Origin of the sequence: Microbacterium sp. F51-2R (assembly GCF_052180235.1) — a bacterium.
GTDB lineage: Bacteria > Actinomycetota > Actinomycetes > Actinomycetales > Microbacteriaceae > Microbacterium.
Map to the genome: position 1 here is coordinate 2,224,277 of NZ_CP197470.1, position 23,501 is coordinate 2,247,777.

18 protein-coding genes are annotated in these 23,501 nt (G+C 71.7%); 9 read left to right on the forward strand and 9 right to left on the reverse strand.

Annotated features, from left to right (window positions below; all coding sequences use genetic code 11):
* Positions 1-94: 94 nt before the first annotated feature.
* Together ACSBPH_RS09890 and ACSBPH_RS09895 are read left to right on the forward strand one after the other, a co-directional pair.
* Positions 95-979 (forward strand): ABC transporter ATP-binding protein, encoded by an 885-nt coding sequence (locus tag ACSBPH_RS09890; protein ID WP_442574176.1) that lies wholly within the window; start codon positions 95-97, stop codon positions 977-979.
* Positions 976-2,106: an ABC transporter permease gene (locus tag ACSBPH_RS09895; protein ID WP_442574177.1), complete on the forward strand. Its 1,131-nt coding sequence runs from the start codon at positions 976-978 to the stop codon at positions 2,104-2,106. Before ACSBPH_RS09890 ends, ACSBPH_RS09895 begins: the two co-directional genes overlap by 4 nt.
* A gap of 188 nt (positions 2,107-2,294) precedes the next feature.
* Here the strand turns inward: ACSBPH_RS09895 and ACSBPH_RS09900 are convergent, their stop codons facing one another.
* Positions 2,295-4,115 (reverse strand): glycoside hydrolase family 15 protein, encoded by a 1,821-nt coding sequence (locus ACSBPH_RS09900; protein WP_442574178.1) that lies wholly within the window; start codon positions 4,113-4,115, stop codon positions 2,295-2,297.
* 62 nt (positions 4,116-4,177) lie between these two features.
* On the opposite strand from ACSBPH_RS09900, the gene ACSBPH_RS09905 reads away from it, so the two are divergent.
* The gene (locus ACSBPH_RS09905; protein WP_442574179.1) at positions 4,178-5,617 is read left to right on the forward strand and encodes a glucose-6-phosphate dehydrogenase; all 1,440 of its coding nucleotides are present in this window, start codon (positions 4,178-4,180) and stop codon (positions 5,615-5,617) included.
* A 71-nt stretch (positions 5,618-5,688) separates the two neighbouring features.
* Here the strand turns inward: ACSBPH_RS09905 and ACSBPH_RS09910 are convergent, their stop codons facing one another.
* Together ACSBPH_RS09910 and ACSBPH_RS09915 are read right to left on the reverse strand one after the other, a co-directional pair.
* The gene (locus tag ACSBPH_RS09910; protein ID WP_442574180.1) at positions 5,689-6,252 is read right to left on the reverse strand and encodes an ArsR/SmtB family transcription factor; all 564 of its coding nucleotides are present in this window, start codon (positions 6,250-6,252) and stop codon (positions 5,689-5,691) included.
* A 51-nt stretch (positions 6,253-6,303) separates the two neighbouring features.
* Positions 6,304-6,714, reverse strand: a complete 411-nt coding sequence (locus tag ACSBPH_RS09915) for a VOC family protein (protein WP_442574181.1) — start codon at positions 6,712-6,714, stop codon at positions 6,304-6,306.
* A gap of 131 nt (positions 6,715-6,845) precedes the next feature.
* On the opposite strand from ACSBPH_RS09915, the gene ACSBPH_RS09920 reads away from it, so the two are divergent.
* The 4 genes from ACSBPH_RS09920 to ACSBPH_RS09935 all read left to right on the forward strand — a co-directional run bounded on the left by ACSBPH_RS09920 (position 6,846) and on the right by ACSBPH_RS09935 (position 11,542).
* The gene (locus ACSBPH_RS09920) at positions 6,846-8,288 is read left to right on the forward strand and encodes an MFS transporter (RefSeq protein ID WP_442574182.1); all 1,443 of its coding nucleotides are present in this window, start codon (positions 6,846-6,848) and stop codon (positions 8,286-8,288) included.
* Between the two features lie 164 nt (positions 8,289-8,452).
* Entirely contained in the window at positions 8,453-9,562 is a 1,110-nt protein-coding gene (locus ACSBPH_RS09925) for a type III polyketide synthase (protein WP_442574183.1), read from the forward strand.
* A complete protein-coding gene (locus tag ACSBPH_RS09930) occupies positions 9,559-10,251 on the forward strand; it encodes a methyltransferase domain-containing protein (RefSeq protein WP_442574184.1) in 693 nt (230 codons plus the stop codon). Before ACSBPH_RS09925 ends, ACSBPH_RS09930 begins: the two co-directional genes overlap by 4 nt.
* A complete protein-coding gene (locus ACSBPH_RS09935) occupies positions 10,244-11,542 on the forward strand; it encodes an FAD-dependent monooxygenase (RefSeq protein ID WP_442574185.1) in 1,299 nt (432 codons plus the stop codon). The genes ACSBPH_RS09930 and ACSBPH_RS09935 overlap by 8 nt, the downstream gene beginning before the upstream one ends.
* 556 nt (positions 11,543-12,098) lie before the next feature.
* Here the strand turns inward: ACSBPH_RS09935 and ACSBPH_RS09940 are convergent.
* On the reverse strand, positions 12,099-12,941 hold the full coding sequence (locus ACSBPH_RS09940; protein ID WP_442574186.1) for a UbiA family prenyltransferase: 843 nt from the start codon (positions 12,939-12,941) through the stop codon (positions 12,099-12,101).
* A gap of 182 nt (positions 12,942-13,123) precedes the next feature.
* Here ACSBPH_RS09940 and ACSBPH_RS09945 point away from each other — a divergent pair, with 182 nt between their 5' ends.
* Entirely contained in the window at positions 13,124-13,705 is a 582-nt protein-coding gene (locus ACSBPH_RS09945; RefSeq protein ID WP_442574187.1) for a nitroreductase family protein, read from the forward strand.
* A gap of 542 nt (positions 13,706-14,247) precedes the next feature.
* Here ACSBPH_RS09945 and ACSBPH_RS09950 read toward each other — a convergent pair.
* The 5 genes from ACSBPH_RS09950 to ACSBPH_RS09970 form a co-directional block, all read right to left on the reverse strand.
* Positions 14,248-16,446 carry an ATP-dependent Clp protease ATP-binding subunit gene (locus ACSBPH_RS09950; protein WP_442574188.1) on the reverse strand — a complete coding sequence of 733 codons (2,199 nt, stop codon included), beginning with the start codon at positions 16,444-16,446 and terminating at the stop codon, positions 14,248-14,250.
* Between the two features lie 124 nt (positions 16,447-16,570).
* Positions 16,571-17,572 carry a GlxA family transcriptional regulator gene (locus ACSBPH_RS09955; protein WP_442574189.1) on the reverse strand — a complete coding sequence of 334 codons (1,002 nt, stop codon included), beginning with the start codon at positions 17,570-17,572 and terminating at the stop codon, positions 16,571-16,573.
* Positions 17,573-17,997: 425 nt separating this feature from the next.
* A complete protein-coding gene (locus ACSBPH_RS09960; protein WP_442574190.1) occupies positions 17,998-19,203 on the reverse strand; it encodes a glycosyltransferase in 1,206 nt (401 codons plus the stop codon).
* 6 nt (positions 19,204-19,209) lie between these two features.
* A complete protein-coding gene (locus ACSBPH_RS09965) occupies positions 19,210-20,433 on the reverse strand; it encodes a glycosyltransferase (protein WP_442574191.1) in 1,224 nt (407 codons plus the stop codon).
* A gap of 108 nt (positions 20,434-20,541) precedes the next feature.
* Positions 20,542-21,723 carry an AI-2E family transporter gene (locus ACSBPH_RS09970; RefSeq protein WP_442574192.1) on the reverse strand — a complete coding sequence of 394 codons (1,182 nt, stop codon included), beginning with the start codon at positions 21,721-21,723 and terminating at the stop codon, positions 20,542-20,544.
* 153 nt (positions 21,724-21,876) lie between these two features.
* On the opposite strand from ACSBPH_RS09970, the gene cls reads away from it, so the two are divergent.
* Entirely contained in the window at positions 21,877-23,340 is a 1,464-nt protein-coding gene (gene cls, locus ACSBPH_RS09975; RefSeq protein ID WP_442574193.1) for a cardiolipin synthase, read from the forward strand.
* Positions 23,341-23,501 lie beyond the last annotated feature (161 nt).

Sequence of the window (23,501 nt, forward strand, 5' to 3'; positions counted from 1 at the left end):
GGATCTCCGTCCTCGGGGGGAGGCGCCGCGCCCCGCTCCTTCGTAGCGTGGAGGGCGAAGGCGGAATCACCGCCGGGACGACGAGGAGGAGCGCATGCTGCAGCTGACCGGGATCATGAAGAGTTACGGAGGCAGGCTCGTGCTCGACGACGTCGCTTTCGCCGTCAAGCCGGGGCGCCTCACCGGCTTCGTCGGGGGCAACGGCGCGGGCAAGACGACCACGATGCGGATCGTCCTCGGGGTGCTCGCGAAGGACGCCGGCTCGGTGACGCTGGACGGCGCCGAGGTGGGCTCCGCCGACCGCCGGCGCTTCGGGTACATGCCCGAGGAGCGCGGGCTCTACCCGAAGATGAAGGTGCACGAGCACATCGCCTATCTCGCGCGGCTGCACGGCTTCTCGAAGACGGATGCCTCGGCCCGCGCCCGCACGCTCCTGGAGCGGCTCGGACTCGGCGAGCGCCTCGATGACAACGTCGAGACGCTCTCGCTCGGCAACCAGCAGCGCGCGCAGATCGCCGCGGCCCTCGTGCACGACCCCGAGGTGCTCATCCTCGACGAGCCCTTCTCGGGCCTGGACCCCCTCGCGGTCGACGTCGTCGCGGGCGTGCTGCAGGAGCGGGCGGCCGCCGGGGCAGCCGTCCTGTTCTCGTCGCATCAGCTCGACGTCGTCGAGCGCCTCTGCGACGACCTCGTGATCATCGCGGGCGGCACGATCCGCGCCGCGGGAGCCCGCGACGAGCTGCGCGCGCAGCACTCGACCCGCCGGTTCGAGCTCGTCTCGGCTGGCGACGCCGGCTGGCTCCGCTCCGAGCCGGGCGTCGACGTGCTCGACTTCGACGGCGGGTACGCCGTCTTCGACGCCGACAGCGACGAGACGGCGCAGCGGGTGCTGCGCCGAGCCGTCGCACAGGGGGATGTCGCGAGCTTCGCGCCGCAGCATCCGTCCCTCGCCCAGATCTTCAAGGAGGTCATCCAGTGAGCACCCCTGCCACGCACCCCCGCACGTCTCCCCCCACCCGCCCGGCCGGCGGCCTCAGCGCCGCGCAGGGCATCTGGCTCGTCGCGGAGCGCGAGATCGGCTCGAAGCTGCGCAGCAAGGCGTTCGTCATCTCGACGGCGATCCTCTTCCTCGGAGCCCTCGCGGTCGTGCTCTGGGGCGGCTTCGCGGCGGCGAACGCGAGCGGCACCCCCGTTGCCGTGACCCCGGATGCCGCGCAGTACGTCGCCGAGGTGCCCGGTCTCGAGGTCACCGACGTGGCCGACCGGGCCGCCGCCGAAGCCGCCGTCACGAGCGGCGACGTCGACGCGGCGATCGTCGCCGACTCCTCGTCGCCCCTCGGCTTCGCCGTCATCGCCGACTCGAGCGCGCCGACGCAGCTGCTGCTGCAGCTCGCGCAGGTGCCGCCCGTCGAGCTCCTCGACCCCGACGAGGGCAACGCCGCGCTCGGCTACATCGCCGCGATCGGCTTCGGCGTCGTGTTCCTCGTCGCCGCGTCGCTGTTCGGCGGCACGATCGCCCAGAGCGTCGTCGAAGAGAAGCAGACCCGCGTCGTCGAGCTGCTCATCTCGGCGATCCCCGTGCGGGTGCTCCTGGCGGGCAAGGTCATCGGCAACACCGTGCTCGCGATGGCGCAGATCCTCGTGCTCGCCGCGATCGCGATCGTCGGCCTCACGATCACGGGGCAGACGGCGCTCCTGCAGGGGCTCGGCGGCCCCATCGCGTGGTTCGCGGTGTTCTTCCTCTTCGGGTTCATCCTGCTCGCCTCGCTCTTCGCGGCGGCGGCCTCGATGGTGTCGCGTCAGGAAGACATCGGCTCCACGACGACGCCGCTGACGATGCTCATCATGGCGCCGTACTTCCTCGTGATCTTCTTCAACGACAACCCCGTCGTGCTCGCGGTCATGTCGTACGTGCCGTTCTCCGCGCCCGTCGGCATGCCGATGCGCCTCTTCCTCGGCGAGGCCCAGTGGTGGGAGCCGCTGCTCTCGCTGGCGATCCTCATCGCGACGTGCATCGCGGCGATCCTCGTCGGCGCGCGGATCTACGAGAACTCGCTCCTGCGCATGGGCGGGCGCGTCTCGCTAAAGGAGGCGCTGCGCTCCTGACGCGTCGCCGGGCTCGTCATCTCCGACCGCCACACTTTCCTGCGAGCGCGCCGTCGATCGGTGTGGCCCTCGCAGGAAAGTGTGGCCGTCGCGCAGGAAAGTGTGGCCCTCGCAGGAAAGTGTGGCCGTCGCGCAGGAAAGTGTGGCCCTCGCAGGAAAGTGTGGCCGTCGCGCAGAGCGACGGGCGCTCAGCGATCCGAATGGCCGCCGTTGTAGTGGCGGCGGTCGGCGGCGCGGCCGCGCGCGCCCATGAGGGCATCGGCGGCGCGGACGACCCCGAGGTGCGAGAGGGCCTGCGGGAAGTTGCCGACCTGGCGCTTGCCGTCGACGTCGTACTCCTCCGACAGGAGCCCGACGTCGTTGGCGAGGCCGGCCAGGCGATCCATGAGCTCGGCGGCCTCGTCGCGGCGGCCGCTCGTGGCGTACTGCTCGACGAGCCAGAACGAGCAGGCGAGGAAGGGGTGCTCGCCGCCGGGGAGGCCGTCAACCCCCGCCTTCGTGCGGTAGCGGTGCAGCAGGCCGTCGTGCATGAGGTCGCGCTCGAGCGCGGCGACGGTGCGCAGCATCCTGGGGTCGTCGGGCTTGCAGTAGCCGACCTCGGGGAGGAGCAGGAGCGACGCGTCGACCTCGGTGGACCCGTAGGCCTGCACGAAGTGGCCGACGCTCTCGTCGTAGCCGTGCGCGTCGATCTCCTCGCGCATCTGATCGCGCAACCGCTCCCACCGGTCGGCGGGGCCCTCCAGCCCGACCTCCCGGACGGCGCGGACGCCGCGGTCGAACGCGGCCCAGATCATGGCCCGCGACTGCGTGAAGCGGCGCGGCTGGCCGCGCACCTCCCAGATGCCGTTGTCGTCGCGGTCGAGGTTGTCTTCGACGAAGGCCAGGAGCGCCCGCTGCAGGGGCCACGAGAACTTCGTCTCGTCGGCGCCCGCGATGCGCGCTGCCTCGAGGGCGACCATGACCTCGCCCATGACGTCGGCCTGGTACTGGTCGACCGCGCCGTTGCCGATGCGCACGGGCGCGGCGCCGTCGTAGCCCGGCAGGGAGTCGATGACCCGCTCGGCGAGGTCGCGCTCACCCGCGATGCCGTACATGATCTGCACGTCGGCCGGGTCGCCGGCCACGGCCCGCAGGAGCCACCGCCGCCACTCCTGCGCCTCCTGCACGAAGCCGTGGTCGAGGAGCACCTCGAGGGTGAGCGAGGCATCCCGCAGCCACACGTAGCGGTAGTCCCAGTTGCGGACGCCGCCGAACTCCTCGGGGAGCGACGTCGTCGCCGCCGCGACGATGCCGCCGGTCGCCTCGTGCGTGAGCGCGCGCAGCACGAGGAGCGAGCGGATGACGAGCTCGCGGTGCGGGCCGTCGTAGTCGATGCGGCCCGCCCACTCGGTCCACCACGCCATCGTCTCGGCGAGCGCCTCGTCGACGTCGATGGGGTCGGGGACGGGGCGGTGCGAGAGGAACCAGCTCAGCTGCAGGTCGACCGTCTCACCGGCCGCGACGTCGAAGGGGCCGACGTGCGAGTGGTCCGAGCGCTGCAGGCGCGGGCCGCGCACGACGATCGCGTCGGGCCCGGCCGTCGCGACGATGGCCGGCTTCTCGTGCGTGCCGACCTGGCGCACCCACGGGAGGGCCCGCGCGTAGTCGAAGCGGATCCGCAGCTCCTGCGAGAAGGCCACGGTGCCCGAGACGCCGCGGATGCGCCGGACGAGATCCGCGCGGCCCCCGTTGTGCGGCATGAAGTCGACGACCTCGGCAACGCCGGTCTCGGTCTCCCACCGCGTGACGAGCACGAAGCTGTCGCGATCGTAGGAACGGCTGACGCGCGCGTCGGGATCGACGGGCCGGAGCAGCCAGCGGCCGTGCTCCGGACCGCCCAGCAGGGCGGCGAACATCGAGGGCGAGTCGTAGCGCGGAAGACACAGCCAATCGATCGATCCATCGCGCGAGACGAGCGCCGCCGAGTGGCAATCGCTGAGAAGTGCATAGTCCTCGATCGGAGTTGCCATCGTTCGATTCTGTCAGCGCAAGCCCCCAGACGGGCCGTTCTCAGCGGGGTTACAGTGACGCAATGAACGCGTCCCACACGAGCGACCCGAACGAATCGATCGACACCACCCTGTGCATCCTGGGCGCCTCGGGCGACCTGACCTCGCGCCTGCTGCTGCCGGCGCTCGGGCAGCTGCTCATGGAGGATCCCCATCGCCGCGTGCGCCTCGTCGGCGCGGGCATGGATGACTGGGATGACGAGAAGTGGCGCGATATCGTGAGGAAATCCTTCGCGTCGGCCAAGGCCGAGGGCGACACCGTCAAAGGCGTGCGGGAGCACACGACGTATCGCCGCACCGACATCACGGACTCCGACGACTTCGCCGGACTGCTGAAAGAGTGCCAGGGACGCGTCGCTCTGTACTTCGCCGTTCCCCCCGCCATCGCGGCGAAGGGGTGCCGGGCCCTCGAGAAGGTCGACCTCCCGGAGGGCCTGATCCTCGCACTCGAGAAGCCGTTCGGCAGCGACGAGAAGTCTGCGCACGCGCTCAACGAGCAGCTGACGACGCTCGTGCCCGAGGAGCAGATCTACCGCATCGACCACTTCATGGGCCGCTCGACCGTGCTGAACGTGCTGGGGCTGCGCTTCGCGAACCGCGTGTTCGAGCCGGTGTGGTCGAACGAGCACATCGAGTCGGTCGCGATCCGCTACGACGAGACGCTCGGCCTGGAGGGGCGCGCGGGCTACTACGACAACGCCGGCGCCTTGATCGACATGATCCAGAGCCACCTCCTGCAGGTGCTCGCCGTCGTCGCGATGGATCCGCCCGCGACGCTCGACGCCGTCGACTTCCGCGACGCGAAAGGTGCGGCGCTTCGCGCGACGGAGGTCTGGGATGAGGATGCCGCGGCCCACTCGCGGCGCGCGCGCTACACCGCCGGGTCGATCGACGGTCGCGACCTGCCGAACTACGTCGACGAGCCGGGGGTGGATCCGTCGCACGACACCGAGACGCTCGCAGAGGTGACCTTCGCCGTCGAGACGTCGCGCTGGGCAGGAGTGCCCTTCACGCTTCGGTCGGGCAAGGCGCTGGGCGAGAAGGTGAGCGAGATCGTCATGCGCTTCAAGGACGTCTCGCACCTGCCGGGCGGCTTCGAGGGCTCGACGGAACCCTCCGTGCTGCGGCTCTCGCTCGGCCCCGACCGCATGTCTCTCGAGCTCAACCTCAACGGGCCGGGCGACCCCTTCCACCTCGACCGTGCGTCGCTCGAGGCCGAGTTCGGCGAGGGCGAGCGCCGGGCCTACAGCGAAGTGCTCGAGGGGATCCTCGACGGCGACCCCACCCTGTCGGTGCGCGGCGACACCGCCGAGCACTGCTGGCGGATCGTGCAGCCCGTGCTCGACGCGTGGCGCAGCGGCGCCGTGCCGCTCGAGGAGTACCCGGCCGGGTCGAGCGGGCCGAAGGGCTGGCCGAGCCTCGACAACGGTGCCGCCGTCGAGAAGCACGTGACCGAGAGCTGAGCCGCGGGCGGATGCCGAGCCGGGCCTCGAGGCTGAGCTGGGCGTAGCTCAGCTGAGCGCAGCGCGGTGACTCAGGCCTCGGCGCCGCCGGCTGCGGGCGCGGCGCCCGGCCCCGGCGGGTTGTGGTCGGGGTGGAAGGCGATGAAGAGCGAGTACGTGTCGCCGTCGGGATCGGGACCGCGGTCCTTGAACTCGTTGACGAGGTCGGCCAGGCGCTGCTCGAGCTCCTCGCGGTGGCGCTGGTCGAGCTTGAGACCCAGCCACGTCGTGTCGAGGGCGTCGTCGGCGAGACCCTCGATCTGCTGCAGGAAGGTCTCGACGAGCGTGTACGAGCCTCCGGGCATCGACGTGCGCCACGACAGGCCGGTCGCGCGGTAGGGCACCTCCCGCGAGCCCTGCGCGCCGGAGCGCTCCGGCTCGGCGGCGAGATACCCCGTGTTCACGAGGGTGCGCACGTGATGCAGCATGGTGCCGGGATTGACGTGCAGGAGGTCGGCGAGCTCCTTGTTGGTGCGCGATTCGAACGCGCACAGTCGCAGGATGCGCAGGCGGAACGGCGAACTCAGCGCGCGCATGCGCGCCTCCGCCTCGGGGTCGCCCGGGCGGAGTTCGATGCGGTCCTCGGCAGCCCCCACGGTCCGACTCTAGCGACCGATCGACATCTCCCGATCGGTCGCCCGGGCCCGTCATTCGCCCATCATCTGCGCCATCATCTCGCCCACTGCGATGACGTTGCCCGCGGGGTCGCGGAACCACGCGATGTCGGGACCGCCCTCGAACCCGCGCGAGATGCCCTTCTCGTCGGTGCCGTAGTCGGGATCGGTGTAGATCTTGGTCACCACCCCCCGCGCGTTGAGGTCGTCGACCGCGGCGTCGACGTCATCGACGCTGAAGTTGAGGATCGTGAAGACGGCGGGCTCGTGGTCAGGCTTCGGATAGACGAAGACGGCGCCTCCCTTCGGGAGGGTGATCGTGAATCCTCCGCCCATCTCCTCATAGACGGTGACGTCGAGGCCGAGAGTGTCTCGATAGAACGTGACCGCAGCTTCGAGGTCTGGGACCGCGAAGCTCGAGAACGGACGATCCGGTGTGAACATGTTTTCCTCCCCAATCGGCTCTTGCCCCCTCTGCACACGATCCTCCTGCCGCGGGCGGGTGTCCAGAGGGTCCGGATGCCGCAGCCCGCCTCCGATTGACATGTGCCAATCGGTGGCTCACACTGATTGGCATGTCCCAATCGCCGGACGGCGCCGACGCCGAAGTCCTCGCGGCGGCGCGGGCCGAAGCATCCTTCCCCACCTCGAAGGCCTCGCCCGACGACGCCGTCGAAGCCGACCAGGGCCTGGCGGCACGAACGCGCGGCCCCGCGCCCACCTCCGAGGGGTCGCTGTGGCGCGACCGCAACTTCCTCACGATGTGGAGCGGCCAGGCGCTCAGCCAGTTCGGCGCGCAGATCACCGAGCTCGCGATCCCCGTGCTCGCGGTGCTCCTGCTGAACGCGACGGAGTGGGAGGTCGGCGTGCTGACGGCCGCGAACGTCGCCGCGTTCCTCGTCGTCGGCCTTCCGGCGGGCGCCTGGATCGACCGCATGCGCAAGCGGCACGTCATGATCTGGGCCGACCTCGTGCGCGCGATGGCGCTCGGGGCGCTGCCGCTTCTCGCGCTCCTCGGCGTGCTGCAGATGTGGCACGTCTACGTCGTCGCGCTCGTGATGGGCGTCGCGACGGTGTTCTTCGACGTCTCGAATCAGAGCCTCATCCCGTCGCTCGTGCGACGCGGCCAGATCGCGGAGGCGAACGGCAAGCTGCAGTCGACCGAGCAGCTCGCGGGACTGGCGGGGCCGGCCTTCGGCGGCTGGCTCATCGGGATCATCGCGGCACCGTTCGCCATTCTCATCACGGTCACCACCTATGTCGCGTCGTTCGTCGCGCTCCTCTTCACGAAGGACCACGAGAAGCTCCGCCCGGCGCACGAGCACGAGCCGCTCGTGAAGGAGATCGGCGAGGGGCTCGCCTGGGTGTTCCGAAACCCGCTCCTCCGACGCATCGTCGGCACGACGGGCATGGCGAACTTCTTCGGCATGGCCGCCACGACCCTGCTGCCGATCTTCGCGCTGCGCGAGCTGGGCATCAGCGCGGGGGCGTTCGGCCTCGTCTTCTCGCTCGCGGCGGTCGGTGGCCTGCTCGGAGCGATCGCGACGCCCCACATCGTCAAGCGCATCGGGGAGGCGCGGGCGATTCCGGTCTCGGCACTGCTGTTCGGCTTCGCGCCGCTGCTCGTGCCGCTGGTCGCGTTCTTCCCGGCGTTCGCTCTGCCGATGCTCGTCGTCGCGTACGCCATCGGCAGCTTCACGGTGCTCCTCTACAACATCACCCAGGTGACGTTCCGCCAGCGCATCACGCCCACGCGCCTCCTCGGCCGCATGAACGCCTCCATCCGGTTCGTGGTGTGGGGGGTCATGCCGATCGGCGCGCTGCTCTTCGGCGCTCTGGGCGAGATCATCGGCGTCGTCCCGGCCCTCTGGATCGGCGCGATCGGCGAGGTCGTCGCGACGGTCTTCGTCGCGACGGGGCCGTTCTGGAGGATGGGTGAGCTCCCCGACGCCGACGAGGTCGACGAGGTGTCGGGCCGGCCAACGCCCGAGACGCCGGACGGGGCGCGCGAGGCGTAGAGCGCGCCGGCGGCTCGCCCGCGGGTCGCCGTCGGGTGGCGCTGCGAGTCGCCGGCGGGTCGCCGGCTCGTCGCCTGCGGCTTGCCGGCGGTGCGGGTCGCCCGTGCGCGGAATGTCGCCCGTGACGGCGCCCCGGAGGGCCCCGCGCGTGCCTAAGGTTGACCATGGCCGCGAGCATCCTGTCGATCGGCACCGCAGTGCCCCCCGCTCGCGTCGCACAGCGGGCCGCGCGGGACGTCTTCGCCTCGCAGCCCGGCCTCAGCCGCGTCGCCCAGCGGCTCCTCCACGCCGCATTCGACGCGTCGGCGATCGAGCACCGCAACACCGTCCTCTCCGACCTCGTAGCCGTGGCCTCGGGCGAGCCCGCGATCGGCGAGCCCGCGATGCCGCTCGCCGGCGAGGACGGCCGCATCCAGGCCCCGTCGACGGGCGTGCGCAACGACGCCTACATCCGCCTCGCGCCGCCGCTGTTCGCGGAGGCGTCGGCCGAGGCGCTGGCGGGCGCCGGCATCCGTCCCGATCAGATCACCCACGTCGTGACGGTGTCGTGCACGGGGATGTTCGCGCCGGGACCCGACTTCCGGCTCGTGAAGGATCTCGGCCTCTCGCCCGCCGTCGAGCGGTACCACATCGGGTTCATGGGCTGTGCGGCCGCGCTCCCGGGGCTTCGCGCCGCGGCGCGCATCTGCGACTCGCAGCCCGAGGCCGTCGTGCTCGTCGCGGCCGCGGAGCTGTGCACGCTGCACATCCGCTCGTCGGAGGATCCGCAGCAGATCGTCGCGGCATCCGTCTTCGCCGACGGCGCCGCCGCGGCGGTCGTCTCGGCGCTCCCGCTCGGCGATGGTCCCCGGCTCGAGCTCGACCGGTTCGGCACCGTGCTCACGAGCGAGGGCGAGTCCGAGATGGTCTGGACCGTCGGCGACGAGGGCTTCGACATGGTGCTGACGGCCGAGGTGCCGCGCATCATCGGCCGCGAGATCCGCGCGGCGGTCGACGGCTTCCTCGAGGGCGCCGAGCCGGGCGTCTGGGCCGTCCACCCGGGCGGGCGGAGCGTGCTCGACCGCGTCGAGTCGGGCCTCGCGCTGCACCCCGACGCCCTGACGGCCTCGCGCGACGTGCTGCGGCGGCAGGGCAACATGTCGAGCGCGACGATCCTGTTCATCCTCCGCGACCTGCTGCACGACGACTCCCTCGGCGACGCGCAGGTCGCGGCGCTGGCCTTCGGGCCGGGCCTCACCGTCGAGTCGGCGCTCCTTCGGAGAACCACGGCGTGAGCCTGCGCGCCCGCGACACCGTCGTCCGCGAGCTCATGGACGACCCCGACTGCGATCCCGACCGCCTCGCCGCGACCCTCCGCCGGTTCGACGCCGTCAACCGGCTCTGGAGCGGCTGGGCGGCCCTGTACCGCGACCGCCTCGGTCCGTTCCTCGCGTCGCTCGAGCGTCCGGCCCGCGTGCTCGACCTGGGCTCGGGCGGGGGCGACCTCGTCGCGCGGCTCGCGGGCACAGCCGAACGGGACGGGCTCGACGTCCGCTGGATCGGCGCCGACCCCGACGAGCGGGCACTCGCCGTCGCGCGGGCGCGCGCGTCGTCGCGGATCGAGTTCCGGGCGACGGATGCCTCGTCCCTCCGCGCCGCCGGCGAGCGCTTCGACGCCGTCGTGTCCAACCACGTGCTCCACCACCTCGGCTCGGCCGAGCTCGCGGGCTTCGCGTCGGACTCGCTCGCGCTGACCGACGGCATCGCGCTGCACTCCGACATCCGCCGCAGCCGCACCGCGTACAGCCTCTACGCGATCGGCGTGACGCCCCTCGCGCCGGGGACCTTCCTCCGCACCGACGGCCTCCGCTCGATCCGCCGCAGCTACCGCGCGCAGGAGCTCGCGGCCGAGCTCGGCGCGCCGTGGACGGTGACGGATGCCTCGCCCTTCCGCATCGTCGCCGAGGCGCGTGCCCGTGCCTGACGTCATCGTCGTGGGCGCGGGGCCCGTCGGAACGCTCCTGGCGGCGGAGCTTTCGAGGCTCGGCGTGTCGGTCGTCCTGCTCGAGCAGCGCGGCGCTCCGGGTGAGGGCACGCGCGCGATCGGCGTGCACTCCCCCGTGCTCGCCGCGCTCGAGGCGTCCGGTGTCACCGAGAGGCTTCTCGCGTCGGCGGTGCGCGTGACGCGCGGCGAGGCCCGCTCGGACGGACGCAGGCTCGGCGTCGTGCGGTTCGACCGGCTCGACCGGCGCTTCCCGTTCGTCGCGGCCCTGCCGCAGGCCGCGACCGAGGCCGCGCTCGGCGTCGGAGCGCCGCCCATTCGGCGCGGAGCGGTGGTGACCGCGGTCGTACCCGAGCGGGACCTCGTTCGCGTGCGGGTCGGGGGCGGTGGTGGGGTCGGCGGCAGTCTCTTCGGGGACGGCGTCGGGGTCGGGGGCGGCGAGGGCGGGGTCGGTCAGGGCGAGCTCGTCGGTCAGGGCGAGCTCGTCGGGGTGATCGATGTAGGTCTCGGCGGGGCCCGCGGCGAGGTCGATGGCGGTCTCGGCGGAGGCGACCACGGGGTCGCCGGCGAGCTCGCCGCGCCGCTCGTCGTCGTCGCGGGCGGCTGGCGCGCGCGACCTCTCGTCTACCGGCCGACCGCCGTGCGGGTGCGGCCCTACGCCGATCGGTATCTGATGACGGATGCCGCGGCATCCGTCGCCTCCGACGTCGCCGTCGTGAACGTCGACCGCAGCGGGGTGCTCGAGTCGTTCCCGCTGCCCGGCGGCCGGCGGCGGTTCGTCGCGTGGGACGACGCGCCCGGCGAAGCGTCGCCCGAGGCCCGCGCCGAGCGGCTGCGGCGCGCGGTCGCGCTGCGCGGCGAAGATCCCGCCCTCGTTCGGGATGCGACCCCCTTCGAGGTGCGGCGCGCCGTCGCCCCGGCGCTGCGGCGCGACCGGCTCTTCGTCATCGGCGACACGGCGCACGAGGTGAGCCCCATCGGCGGGCAGGGGATGAACCTCGGGCTCCTGGATGCCGCGACCCTCGCTCCGCTCCTCGCCGCCTGGACGCGCACGGGCTCGGCCCCCGAGGCCGAGCTCGCCGCGTGGGAACGGCGCCGGCTTGCCTCGGCCCGCACGGCCGCCGCGCTCGCGACCCTCAACACCTCGCTCGGCAGGCCCCTCGGCCGGATCCCGCACGCCGTGCGGCGCGGCGCGCTGCGCGCGGCGCTGCTTCCGCCGGGCGCACGCCTCCTCGCGCACGCCTACGCGATGGGCTTCGACCGCGACGCCTGACGGGCCGCGGGCCGGCGCCGCCGCGCCCGCACGAGCGGAGGACTCCGCTCCGAGGTAGGACCACACCCGCGGCATCCGTCCTCCCCCCGCGCCATCTCCTACCCCCGTAACCCCACCCGGCGGCGGCACGGGCCCGGGGTCACCCCCGGCGTGCGGCGGCCGGCCCGGGTCACCCCCGGCGTGCGGCGGCGCGGGCCGAGGCTCACCGAGCGCCGGGCCGGAGGGCACCACCCGGCGCAGCCGCTGAGCGGCGAAGCCCCGCCCGCACGAGCGGAGGAGTCCGCTCCGACGTAGGACCACACCCGCGGCATCCGTCCTCCCCCCGCGCCATCTCCTACCCCCGTAACCCCACCCGGCGGCGGCACGGGCTCGGGGTCACCCCCGGCGTGCGGCGGCGCGGGCCGAGGTTCACCGCCCGGCCCGGCGCGGCCGCGGACCGGCGCAGCCGAGCCCACGAGCGGAGGAGTCCGCTCCGAGGTAGGACCATACCCGCGGCATCCGTCCTCCGCCCGCGCCATCTCCTACCCCGGTGAGCCCACCCGGCGACGACGAGCGCTCAGGCGGCGAAGGCGCCGCCGGTCGCGACGAGCTGCGCCGCGAGGAGCAGCGCGGCGAGCATCACGAGGCGGAAAAGGGCGCGGGTCGGCGGGCGCACGATCGCGAGCACCGCGGTCGCGACGGCGACGAGCACGACGGCCGCGAAGAAGATCCAGCCGGCGGGCGACACCGTCGCGAGGTCGCCGCCCGACGAGCCGCCCAGCACCGCGACGGCGCCCACGATGATTGCGGCAGCGGCGACGATGGCGGATGCCCGGGCGCCGAGTCGATGCGGAAGCCCGCGCACCCCGGTCCGGCGGTCGTCATCGAGGTCCGGCAGGACGTTCGTGAGATGGACGGCCGCGCCGAGGGCAGCGCCGGCGATCCAGCCCCACGCGGCGGCGACGCCGGGGTCGGGCGCGGCGAGCGTCGCGAGGGACGGGAAGATGCCGAAGCTCACGAGGAACGGCACGATCGAGAACGGCGTGCTCTTGACGCCGGCGTTGTACGACCACGCCGAAGCCAGGAAGATCGCGTGGGCCGCCAGCATCCCGAACCCGAGCGGAGCCGAGAGCGCGAGCGCCACGGCGAGCGTCGCGATCGCCGCCGTCCAGGCCGCACGCTCGCTGACGTCGCCGCGCGCGATGGGCTTGTCGGTGCGGCCGACCTCGCGGTCGCGGGGCGCGTCGATCGCATCGTTCGAGAGGCCGATCGAGAGCTGGCCGGCGAACACGGCGAGGCTCAGCAGCACCAGGCGCCACGGCTCGAGCCCCACCGCGATGCCGAGGGCGAGGGCGAGCCCCGTGACGACGAGCGTCGGACCCGGATGCGTCGATCCCCACAGGGCTCGGAGCAGTCTCACGAGGCCGCGACCCCGCGCCCGCGAACGATCCCGAGGAGTGGGTGCATGCTCCGACCGTAGCGGACGGCGTCCCGCTGATCGGGAGTGCCCGGGGTCGACGCGGGAATGCCGACGGAGTTCATGCACTTGCATAGACGTGGGCCGACGGCGTCCCGCGAAGAGTTCAACCCCAAGGAGACGCCATGTCCACCCTCACCGTCCGTACCGCAGAGACCGACGCGCCGATCCTCGACGTCCTCGCCGAGCGCTGGAGCACCCGCATCTTCGACCGCGACGCCGACATCGACGAAGCCGCGCTCGCGAGCGCCCTCGAGGCCGCCCGCTGGGCGCCGACCGCAGCCAACACGCAGGCCTGGCGCGCCATCGTCGCCCGCCGCGGCTCGCGCTCGCACGCCGAGCTCGTCTCGACGCTCGCGGGCTTCAACAGCGCGTGGGCCGGCGATGCCGCCGCTCTCGTCGTGTTCATCGCCGAGACCGAGCGCGACGGCAAGCCGATGCGCTGGGCGGAGTACGACGCCGGCCAGGTCGCGGCGCACTTCACGGTGCAGGCCCACGCGAACGGCCTCTCGACCCACCAGATGGGCGGCTTCGATGCGGCCGCCATCTCCGCCGCCTTCGGTCTCGGCGCCGAGTTGACGCCCATCACGGTCATGGCCGTCGGCGAGCTCGGCGACATCCGCGCGGCCTCGGCCGAGCTGCAGGCCCGCGAGAACGCCCCGCGCGAGCGCCGCCCCATCGCCGAATCGCTCCTCGTCAACGACTGATCCATCGCGCCTGGTCGGCTGATCCGGCCGCGCCCCCGGTCGGCCGACCCGGCCACGCGCCTGGTCGGCCGCCCCTCGGCGGCACCCCGGCGGCTGACCCGGCCGCGCCCTCGGTCGGCTGACCCCGCCGCCGGATGCCACCCCTTCCCTACGGGCGTAGGAGAACGAGCGAGGGTAGGAGATTCTCCGGGAGATTCTTCCTCCCCTCGCTCGAACTCCTACCCTCGTCGGCTGACCCGTCGCCGCGCCCCGTCGACCGACCCACCGCCCGTCGACCGACCCACCGCCCGTCGACCGACCCACCGCCCCGTCGACCGACCCACCGCCTCGCCGACCGACCGGGCCGCCGGACACCGCCCCTCCCTACGGGCGTAGGAGAACGAGCGAGGGTAGGAGATTCTCCGGGAGATTCTTCCTACCCTCGCTCGAACTCCTACCCTCGTCACGCGGCGAGCGCACCGGCCCGCCGCACGAACGACGGATGCCCCGCCCCCCACCGGGGACGGGGCATCCGTCATTCCTGCTCAGCCCGCGGGCCGAGGTCAGTCCTCGAGAAGCTCCGCCTCGATCACGTCGTCGTCGTCGGCCGGCGCCTCGGGCCCGGCGCTCGTGAGGACGAGCGACGAGCCGTCGGCCGCGACGTCGACCCGGACGACATCGCCGTCGCGCACCCCGCCCGAGAGCAGGGCCATCGCGAGGCGGTCCTGGATCTCGGACTGGATGAGCCGGCGCAGCGGCCGCGCCCCGAACACCGGGTCGTAGCCGCGCTCGGCGAGCCACGTCCGGGCCTCGGGCGTCACGGCGAGGGTCAGTCGACGATCGCGCAGCCGCCGCTGCAGCGCATCGACGGTGAGCTCGACGATCTGCGCGAGGTCGTCTTCCGTGAGCGCCTGGAAGACGACGATGTCGTCGAGCCGGTTGACGAACTCCGGCTTGAAGGCCTGGCGCACGAGAGCCTGCACCTGCTCGCGCTTCTGGTCGAACGACAGGGTCGGGTCGATGAGGATCGGCGAGCCCAGGTTCGAGGTCAGGATCAGGATGACGTTCTTGAAGTCGACCGTGCGACCCTGACCATCGGTCAGGCGACCGTCGTCCATGACCTGCAGCAGCACGTCGAACACCTCGGGGTGCGCCTTCTCGACCTCGTCGAGCAGCACGACCGAGTACGGACGCCGGCGCACGGCCTCGGTGAGCTGGCCGCCCTGCTCGTAGCCGATGTAGCCGGGAGGGGCGCCGACCAGACGCGAGACGGTGTGCTTCTCGCCGTACTCCGACATGTCGATGCGCACCATGGCGTGCTCGTCGTCGAAGAGGAACTCGGCGAGCGCCTTGGCGAGCTCGGTCTTGCCGACGCCGGTCGGTCCCAGGAAGAGGAACGAGCCGGTCGGCCGGTTCGGGTCGCTGATGCCGGCGCGCGAGCGGCGCACGGCGTCGGAGACCGCCTTGACGGCCTCCTTCTGCCCGATGAGCCGCTTGCCGAGCTCGGCCTCGAGGTGCAGGAGCTTCTCGGTCTCGCCCTGCAGAAGCTTTCCGACCGGGATGCCGGTCCACGCCGCGATGACCGAGGCGATGTCCTCCTCGGTGACCTGGTCGTTGACCATGCGGTCGCCGGCGGGCTCGTCGCGCTCGGCCTCGACGAGCTGACGCTCGAGCGCCGGGATCTCGGCATACAGCAGCCGCGACGCCTTCTCGAGGTTGCCCTCGCGCTGCGCCCGCTCGGCCTCCATGCGGGCCGCGTCGAGCTTGGTCTTGAGATCGCCGACGCGGTTGAGCGATGCGCGCTCCTTCTCCCAGCGGGCCTGCAGCTCGTCGAGCCGCGACTTCTCCTCGCCGAGTTGCGCGCGCAGCGCCGCCAGGCGCTCCTTCGAGGCCTCGTCCTTCTCCTTCTTGAGGGCGAGCTCCTCGAGCTTGAGGCGGTCGACGTGCCGGCGCAGCTCGTCGATCTCCAGCGGCGCGGAGTCGATCTCCATGCGCAGGCGGCTCGCGGCTTCGTCGATGAGATCGATCGCCTTGTCGGGCAGCTGCCGGCTCGGGATGTAGCGGTGACTGAGGGATGCCGCGGCGACAAGGGCCCCGTCGGCGATGGCCACCTTGTGGTGGGCCTCGTAGCGCTCCTTGAGCCCGCGCAGGATCGCGACGGTGTCTTCGACGCTCGGCTCGCCGACGTAGACCTGCTGGAATCGACGCTCGAGCGCGGCATCCTTCTCGATGAACTCGCGGTACTCGTTGAGGGTCGTCGCGCCGATGAGGCGCAGCTCGCCGCGGGCGAGCATGGGCTTGAGCATGTTGGACGCCGCGACGGAGCCCTCGCCGCCGCCCGCACCCATGAGCACGTGCAGCTCGTCGATGAACGTGATGATGCGCCCGTCGGACTCGGTGATCTCCTTGAGGACGCTCTTGAGGCGCTCCTCGAACTGCCCGCGGTACATCGCGCCCGCGACGAGCGCGGAGATGTCGAGCGTCACGAGCTCCTTGTCTTTGAGCGACTCCGCGACGTCGCCCGCGACGATCCGCTGCGCGAGGCCCTCGACGACGGCGGTCTTGCCGACGCCGGGCTCGCCGATCAGCACGGGGTTGTTCTTGGTGCGCCGGGTGAGCACCTGGCTGACGCGACGGATCTCGCTGTCGCGCCCGATGACCGGGTCGAGCTTGCCCTGGCGCGCGCGGTCGGTGAGGTTGATGCCGAACTGCTCGAGGGCGCTCTGCGCGTCCTCCTGTCCGGGCTGCTGAGTGGCGTTCATCGGTCTCCTGGAAGATAGGGGACTCAAAACTTGAGTCGGTGTGACTCAAGTTTAGCAAAGGACGGATGCCGCGACAATGCGCCCTCGCGAGACGCCCGCGAGGGCTCTTCCGGACGCAGAAGGGTCAGGCGACGATTTCGAGAACGGATGCCTCGGCCGCGGCATCCGTCATCGAATCCGTGCACGCGAACCGGGCCCGGTACGCCGTGGGAGTGATGCCGAGCACGCGCGCGAAGTTCTGGCGCAGCACCGCCGCCGACCCGAAGCCGCTCTCGTACGCGACGCGGTCGAGGCCGAGATCGGTCTTCTCGAGGAGGCGCTGGGCGTGGATGATGCGCTGCCGGGCGAGCCAGGCGGCCGGCGTCGCGCCGAAGTCGGCCTTGAAGCGGCGGGCGAACGTGCGCGGCGACATGTGGGCCTTGGCGGCGAGCTGGTCGACGGTGAGCTCGAGACGGATGTTCTCGAGCATCCAGTCGGTGACGGGCGCGAGCGACAGGCTCTGCACCTCGGGGAGGGGCTTGTCGATGAACTGGGCCTGACCGCCGTCGCGTTGCGGCGGAACGACCATGCGCCGGGCGATCTTGTTGGCGAGTTCGGCGCCGAGCTCCTGCCGAAGGAGGTGCAGGCACGCGTCGAGCCCGGCCGCCGTCCCGGCGCTCGTGATGAGCCGGCCGTCCTGCACGTAGAGCACGTCGGGGTCGACCTCGATGGCGGGGTACATCGCCTGCATCTCGTCGGCGTACTTCCAGTGCGTCGTCGCGCGCCGGCCGTCGAGCACGCCGGCTGCAGCCATGACGAACGAGCCGCTGCACACGCTCAGCACCCACGCACCGCGGGCGGCTGCGCGGCGTACGACGTCGATGACCCGCCGGTCGACGGTACGCCAGGAGCGGCGCGGAATCGGTGTCACCACCACGAGATCGGCCTCATCGGCGAACGTGAGGTCGTGCTCGACGTTGATCGAGAAGGCCATGTTGGCGCGCACGGCGCCGGGCTCGGGGGTCACGATCCGGAAGTCGAAGTTCGGGATCCCGTCGTCGGACCTATCGAGACCGAACGCCTCGCAGGCGAGGCCGAATTCGAAGGGCGCGAACCCCTCCTGGACGATGACGGCGACGGTCTTCATGGCGTGCTCCCGGGCTGGTCGAGGGATTCGTCGGCACGAACCAAGGGTGGCAGTTTTCGTGCGACGTGTGTCCATCCTGCCACTCGTGGCAGTTCTGGTGCAAGCGTAGCGTTTCTGCCATGTTGATGGTGATTCTTCTTGCAGCGCTTGCCGTTGTCGCGTTCGCCTCGACGATCGTCGCCCTTCCGAGGGACGGCTACCGCCGGACGCCGACCGACCGCACGCGCCTCCCCTGACCCGGCCCCGGTCCCGGTCCTGACATCGACCCCGCTTCGGTCCTGACCCCGACCCCGCGCCGGCGCCTCGCCCTCGCCCGGGCGCGAGTTGCCACAAGATCGCGCAACTCGGCGTCGAGTTGCCACATCAAGTGGCAACTCGGCGGCGGCGGGGCGCGGCCGCCCCCCGCCGGACCAGGCGCCAGCGGCTCAGCGCACGCGGTCGTAGACCTCGATCATGGCCGCCGTCCGGGAGGACTGGCGGAACCTCTCGCGGATCGACGCGTCCGGCACCGGCGCGGTACCGGCCTCGACGTCGGCCGCGGCCTGGCGCAGCGCGGCGGCGAGCGCCGGGATCGAGGCATCCGCGACCCCCCAGTATCCCGAGCCGAGCTCGGCCGCGATGTCGGGGTCGCTGACCACGGCGGGGGTCCCGAGCGACGCGGCCTCGAACACGGTCATGCCCTGCGTCTCGAAGCCGATCGAGGTCTGCACGACGGCGTCGGCGGCGCGGATGCGCCGGAGCGTCTCGGTGTAGGTCTGCCGACCGGCGAAGACGACGAATGCCGCGGGCCGGCGCCGCTCGACGAGCCTGCGCGCCGCGGCGAGCTGCCCGCCGCCGCCGATCACCTCGACGTCGGCGCGGATGCCGGAGTCGGCGAGCGCCTCGAGGAACGGGAGCAGCCGCTTCTCGGGGCTCATCCGGCCGAGCCACACGAACCGCGGCACCCCCGCCGCACGCCCGACGGCGGGCGCGGCGAGGTCGGCCGCGAGGGCTTCGTCGAGGACGTCGTCGTCGATCCCGTTCCAGATGACGTCGACTCCGCCGGACGCGGGGACGACTCCGTGACGCTCGAGGCGCCGAGCGAAGTGGCTCGAGGGCGCCGTCACCGCAGCACTCGCCGTGGCGAGCCGGCGGAGGTACGCCCAGCCGTCGGCCCCCGCCGTCGGCGAGGAGAGCGCGTGCCGCTCCCACCGGTTGAGCGTCCGCAGCACGAGCTTCGGAAAGGGCGCGGTCGCCTCGATCCCGACATCGACGCGGTTGTGCATCGTGTGGACGACGGGAAGGCCGTGACGGGCGGCGAACCGATGCCCGATGTACGCGCCCCAGAAGTCGGCCTGCACGTGCACCACATCGACGGGAGGGCGGCGGCGGAGCGCGGCATCCACCCATCTGTCCGTCCGTCGTCCCGGCCACGTGAGCGAGTACTCGCGGTCGAGCGTGAGGGGGGTCGACGGCATGTCGAGGTAGGCGGCATCCGGCGCGACCGCACGGCCCCGCGGCCCGTGCATCGCGGGCGCGACGATCGTGACGGTGTGCCCCGCGCGCTCGAGGAAGCGCCGCTGCAGGCGTATCGAGACCTGCGCTCCGCCGAGCGACTCGACGTGCTGGTCGCCGAACATCACGACGTGCACGAGGGCCTACTCGGGGAGCGGTTCGTCGCGGTAGAGCGCCTCGAACGTGTCGAGCGTGCGATGGATGTCGTGCACCTTCACGCCCTCGAGCGATGCCTGCTGCATGCGCAGCCGTTCCTCGGGAGCCGCGGTCAGCACATCGGTGAGGCGCGCCGCGAGCTGGTCGACGTCGCCGGGCTCGAAGAGGTAGCCGTTCTCGCCGTCGTGCACGAGGTGCGGCAGCGCGACGGCGTTGGCTGCGACGATGGGAAGACCCGAGGCCATGGCCTCCATCGTCGCGATCGACTGCAGCTCGGCGATCGATGCGATCGCGAACACGCTCGCCCGCGAATACAGGGCGCGCAGCTCCTCCTCGGAGGTGTGCCCGTGGAAGGTCACGCGCTTGTCGAGGCCCAGCTGGTGGGTCAGCAGCTCGAGGTTGCGGCGCTGGTCGCCGCCGCCGACGACGTCGAAGTGCACGTCGAGGGCGGGATCGAGCTTCGCGATCGCCCGCAGCACCTCGTCGATGCGCTTCTCGGTGGTGAGGCGTCCGACGAAGAGGATGCGGTTGGCGTCGCGGGGCGTCAGGTCGGGCGAGTAGTTGGCCCGGTCGATGCCGCAGCTGATGGCGATGACGTTCTTGATCTGGATCGTCTTCTCGAGGAAGTCCGCAGCCCGGCGCGTCGGGGTCGTGACCGCGCGGGTCATGGCGAAGGTGCGCTTCGCGTCGTCCCACGCGTACTTCACGGCGCGGCGCGTCAGGGCCTTGGGGAGGATCGTGAAGTCGAGGACGTTCTCGGCCATGACGTGGTTGGTCGCGACGACGGGGATGCCGCGTTCGCGGGCGATGCGGGTGAGCCCGCGGCCGATGACGATGTGCGACTGGATGTGCACGACGTCGGGCTGCACCTCGGAGAGCACGCGGCGCGCGTAGTACTTGGAGCGGAACGGCATGACGAAGCGCAGCCAGTCGTGCGGATACCACCGCCACGACGGGAGGCGGTGGATCGTCATCTCCTGGCCCTCGATGACCTCGCGGAAGGTTCCGTGCTGGGCGTGGGTCTTGCTGGGCGCGGCGACGTGCACGTCGTGTCCGCGTGCGACGAGTCCCGCCGCGAGGCGCTCGGCGAAGCGCGCCGCGCCGTTGACGTCGGGCGAGAACGTGTCGGCGCCGATGAGGATCGTGAGCCGGTCGGGGCGCGCGCCGGTGCCGGCGGGCGTGGGGCTGTCGGGAGTCGCGGGGGGAGTCACGGGATCGGTGGCTGCCTATCTCTGCGGCGCGCCAGGAGGATGCTCCAGGCGCGCCACCACTCTACCCGAGGGCGGTTTCGGGGCTCCGGAGTGCGCGCCGGGACGGCGCTACGTCTTCTGATCCTGCTTGGGGACGACGACCTCGCGGATGATGAGCAGCACCGATGCCGTGACGGGGAGGGCCACGAGCACGCCGAGGACGCCCATGAGCGTGCCGCCGACCATCGCCGCGATCAGCACGAGCGCCGCGGGGATCGAGATGGCGCTGTTCATGACGCGGGGGCTCACGACGTAGGACTCGATCTGGATGTAGACGAGGTACGCGATGAAGAAGATGAGCGCCTGCTGCGGGCTCGAGAAGAGCGCGATGACCGACGCGAGGATCCAGAAGATCACCGAGCCGAAGAGCGGGATGAGCGTGATGACGAAGGCCACGACCGCCATGAGCGCCGGGAACGGGAGGCCGATGAAGATGTGCAGCAGGAACACGACGAGCGCGTTGAGCGACGAGATCGTCACCGAGCCGATGAGGGCGCTGCCCACCGAAGCGGTGATCCGCTCCGTCATGTCGGAGAGCTTCGGGCGGCTGCGCGCCGGGGCGAGGGAGTAGAACGCGTTCTTCATCGAGGTGAGCGACGCGAGGAAGTAGAGCGTCAGGGCGACGACGATGAACCCGCCCGAGATCGCCGCGACGAGGCCGATGCCGACCGAGAGCACTCCCCCGCCGATCGCCGCGAGGAATGCCGGATCCGACAGCGTCGCCGAGAGCTGGTCGATGGCCACGCCGATGCCGACCTGCCAGTCCCCCGGAAGCGACAGGAACCACTCCGACTGCGGGATCTCGTCGAGCCCCTCGGGGATGGCGCGCACGAACTGGCCGATCTGGGCGATGACCGGAGGCAGCACGAAGATGACGAACGCCGCCATGAGCAGCGCGAACGCGCCGAACACGATCCCGATGCCGGCGCCGCGACCCACCCTGTGCCGCTCGAGCAGGCGCACGATCGGATCGAGCCCGAGCGCGAGGAAGAGCGCGAGCACGATGTAGACGAGGATCGTCGAGATCGAGATCAGGGCGCTTCCGAGAAGAAGCGCCGCGAGCACGCCGAGAGTCGCGGCGAATCCGCCCACGAGCGGTCTGTCGATCACCGCGAGGATGCGCGCCCTGATGCCCGATCCGGCTTCGGGAAGGACGACGGATGCCTCGCCCCGACGCTCCGCGAGAGCGTCGGCGGGGGCCGGATCCGGCGCGGGGAGGGGCACGCCTGGCGCGGGGGGCGAGTCGCTCATGGCGCCACTGTAGGGCCCGGCGCCCCGCCACCGCGCGGGTCGGGGCACTGCCTGCCTCACCCGCCCGGGGTGACAGGCCCGGGAGTGCGGCGCGGTACGGTTCAGGGCATCGGCGGGGACCGGACCCGCCCTCGATGCCGGGAGTGTCTCGCCATGGATCCCGCCCTGACCGCCAACCTCATCTGGATTGCCGGCGTCGCGGTCAACCTCGCGATCATCATCGCGGCGCTGCTGATCCTCCCCCAGCGCCGCAAGCCCACCGCCGCGATGGCGTGGCTCCTTGCGATCTTCCTCTTCCCCTACGTCGGCATCATCCTGTTCCTGCTCATCGGCAGCATCAAGCTGCCGAAGGCCCGCGTGCAGGAGCAGGCGCGCATCGATGCGCTGATCCGCGAGCGGGTCGCCCTCGCGAAGCTGGACCCGCCGCACGCCGACGAGCCGCGCTGGTTCCAGCGTGTGCTTCAGCAGGCGGAGGCCCTGACCGGCATCCCGGCCCTCCACGGCAACGCGATGACCCTCAACGGCGACTACAACGGCTCGATCCTTCAGATGGCCGCCGAAGTCGACAGAGCGCAGCACTACGTGCACGTCGAGTTCTTCATCATCGGCCTCGACGACACGACACGGCCGTTCTTCACGGCGATGGAGACCGCCGTGAAACGCGGCGTGAAGGTGCGCGTGCTCGCCGATCACATCGCGACGCGCAAGGTCGCGAACTCGAAGCAGATGACGGCCGAGCTCGACCGCATCGGCGCCGAGTGGGCGTGGATGCTCCCGGTCCAGCCGTTCAAGGGCAGGTACCAGCGGCCCGACCTCCGCAACCACCGCAAGATCGTCGTTGTCGACGGCGTCGTGGCGTTCACCGGCTCGCAGAACCTCATCGACCGCAGCTACGACTCGCCGAAGAACCAGAAGCGAGGGCTGCAGTGGCAGGAGCTCGTGACGCGCGTGGAGGGGCCCGCGGCATCCGCCCTCAATGTCGTCTTCCTCTCGGACTGGGCCATCGAGACCGGGCAGCAGCTGCCCGACGAGTACGTCGCCGTCGAGACGATGCCCGCCAAGGGCGACCTGCTGTGCCAGGTCGTGCCCAGCGGGCCGACCTACGCGACCGAGAACAACCTGCGGCTCTTCCTCTCGCTCATCTACGGCGCCACCGAGAAGGTCATCCTCACGAGCCCCTACTTCGTGCCCGACGAGGCGATGGTCTACGCGATCACGTCGGCGTGCGAACGCGGCGTCGAGGTGCAGCTGTTCGTCTCGGAGATCGGCGACCAGTGGCTCGTCTGGCATGCGCAGCGGTCGTACTACGAGACCCTGCTGCAGGCGGGTGTGCGGATCTTCCTCTACCCGGCGCCCTACATCCTCCACTCCAAGCACTTCTCGATCGACGACGACATCGCCGTCATCGGGTCGAGCAACATGGACATCCGCTCGTTCAGCCTCAACGCCGAGGTCTCGGTGCTCGTGCGCGGCGCGTCGTTCGTGGCCGGCATGCGCGAGGTCGAGGAGGGCTACCGTCGCGCGGGCCGCGAGCTGACGCTCGAGCAATGGCGGCGCGAGCCCCGGTCGGCGACCTTCTCGGACGGGGTGGCCCGCCTCACCTCGGCCCTGAACTAGCCCCCTCCCCTCCCGCTCCGCCCTCCCCCCCCTCCCCGCCCCGCCTCTTCTCGCCCCCCGCCTCTCGTTCGCGAGAGGGCAGAAATGGGCGTTGCCCCCGGCGTGTCGCGCACATCTCTGCCCTCTCGCGACAGGAGGGGGGAGGGGCGGGGCGCATAATC

Coding starts and splice junctions, on each gene's coding strand:
- ACSBPH_RS09890 (WP_442574176.1), top strand. CDS start 95: ATGCTGCAGCTGACCGGGATCATGAAGAGTTACGGAGGCAGGCTCGTG.
- cls (WP_442574193.1), top strand. CDS start 21,877: ATGGATCCCGCCCTGACCGCCAACCTCATCTGGATTGCCGGCGTCGCG.
- ACSBPH_RS09905 (WP_442574179.1), top strand. CDS start 4,178: ATGAACGCGTCCCACACGAGCGACCCGAACGAATCGATCGACACCACC.
- ACSBPH_RS09920 (WP_442574182.1), top strand. CDS start 6,846: ATGTCCCAATCGCCGGACGGCGCCGACGCCGAAGTCCTCGCGGCGGCG.
- ACSBPH_RS09970 (WP_442574192.1), bottom strand. CDS start 21,723: ATGAGCGACTCGCCCCCCGCGCCAGGCGTGCCCCTCCCCGCGCCGGAT.
- ACSBPH_RS09945 (WP_442574187.1), top strand. CDS start 13,124: ATGTCCACCCTCACCGTCCGTACCGCAGAGACCGACGCGCCGATCCTC.
- ACSBPH_RS09950 (WP_442574188.1), bottom strand. CDS start 16,446: ATGAACGCCACTCAGCAGCCCGGACAGGAGGACGCGCAGAGCGCCCTC.
- ACSBPH_RS09900 (WP_442574178.1), bottom strand. CDS start 4,115: ATGGCAACTCCGATCGAGGACTATGCACTTCTCAGCGATTGCCACTCG.
- ACSBPH_RS09925 (WP_442574183.1), top strand. CDS start 8,453: ATGGCCGCGAGCATCCTGTCGATCGGCACCGCAGTGCCCCCCGCTCGC.
- ACSBPH_RS09915 (WP_442574181.1), bottom strand. CDS start 6,714: ATGTTCACACCGGATCGTCCGTTCTCGAGCTTCGCGGTCCCAGACCTC.
- ACSBPH_RS09955 (WP_442574189.1), bottom strand. CDS start 17,572: ATGAAGACCGTCGCCGTCATCGTCCAGGAGGGGTTCGCGCCCTTCGAA.